The organism is Oleiphilus sp. HI0125, assembly GCF_001635355.1.
Genome location: NZ_LWGF01000166.1, coordinates 1 through 965, shown reverse-complemented (window position 1 = coordinate 965; position 965 = coordinate 1). Strand labels below are relative to the sequence as shown.

2 pseudogenes are annotated in these 965 nt (G+C 46.2%); both read right to left on the bottom strand.

Features of this window, described 5'->3' with window-relative positions:
* Positions 1-354, bottom strand: a pseudogene (locus tag A3762_RS02710) (ABC transporter permease); the annotation flags it as partial.
* Positions 351-965, bottom strand: a pseudogene (locus tag A3762_RS26910) (ABC transporter ATP-binding protein); the annotation flags it as partial. The pseudogenes A3762_RS02710 and A3762_RS26910, both read right to left, overlap by 4 nt.

Genomic DNA, 965 nt, shown 5'->3' with positions numbered 1-965 from the left:
CGGTAGCACCCAGTAACTTTCAACATCACCCAGTTGCAANGCTAAGAAACCGCCGCCTAGGCCGCCAAGAATAAACTGCCCTTCTGCACCGATGTTCCATACCTGCGCTTTAAAGCAAAGCATTAAGCCCATTGCACACAATAATAGTGGCGCAACTTTGATGCCGAGTTCAGTCCAACCGTACAAGTCCTCGAGCGGCTGTAAGAAGAATACATAGAGAGAACCCAGTGGATCATGCCCTAAGGAAGCAAATACAATTGCACCACTAATCAAGGTTAATAGCACCGCCAGCACTGGCGATAAATAGGCCATCGCCTTCGAGTCTGAAGGACGCTTTTCTAATTTAAAGATCATGCGACTGCTCCCGCTTGCTCGTTATCTTCTACAGGAGTCTTGTCACCCGCCATCCATTTACCAAGTTGGTTAATGCTAACCTTCTCTGTCGCTGCAACAGGTGACAACTCACCATCNCAAATCGCACAGATACGATCACTGATTTGATACAACTCATCGATATCCTCAGACACTACTAGGATCGAAGCACCGGCATCACGTAATTTGATGAGTTCATGGCGAATCAAAATCGCAGCACCAATATCCACACCCCACGTAGGATGCGAACACACTAATAACTTAGGATTTTGAAGAATCTCACGACCGATAATGTATTTTTGGAGATTACCACCAGACAAAGACTTCGCTTGCGCTTGCGCATCCGGTGTTTTTACTTTGAAGTTACTGATAATAGTGTTGGCGAACTCTTTGACTTTGGAGCGATTAATCCAACCTTTATTGACCAAATCACCCGTTTGATATGCCGTGAGTAGACCATTGTCTTCCAAGGACATATCGGGAACCGCACCACGTCCTAGACGTTCTTCAGGGACAAAACCTAAACCTAAAGCGCGTCGTTCGGCAGGTCCTAATTTACCCACTGTCAGATCTTCAAACTTGATGACAGAGGC